Genomic DNA, 245 nt, shown 5'->3' with positions numbered 1-245 from the left:
GACGTCCACGTCGTATTGGATGGTTTGATGCTGTTGTGATGCGTCATTCAAAACGTGTTTCAGGCATTACGAATCTGTCTTTGAATTCTATTGATGTGTTAAGCGGATTGGACACGGTTAAAATTTGTACAGCTTATGAGCGTAATGGAGAAAAAATCTTGCATTATCCAGCAAGCTTAAAAGAACTAGCAGAGTGCACACCAATTTATGAAGAGTTACCAGGCTGGAATGAAGATATTACTAAC

The 245-nt window shown here is 39.2% G+C and carries 1 protein-coding gene; it reads left to right on the top strand.

Going from position 1 to position 245, the window contains the following annotated elements; all coding sequences use genetic code 11:
- The coding region (locus tag AAEY83_RS17750; RefSeq protein WP_351061314.1) for an adenylosuccinate synthetase at positions 1-245 on the top strand (245 nt) is incomplete at both ends.

This window comes from Psychrobacter sp. TB20-MNA-CIBAN-0197 (assembly GCF_040309765.1).
Classification (GTDB): domain Bacteria; phylum Pseudomonadota; class Gammaproteobacteria; order Pseudomonadales; family Moraxellaceae; genus Psychrobacter; species Psychrobacter submarinus.
This window is presented reverse-complemented; position numbering and strand designations above follow the sequence as displayed.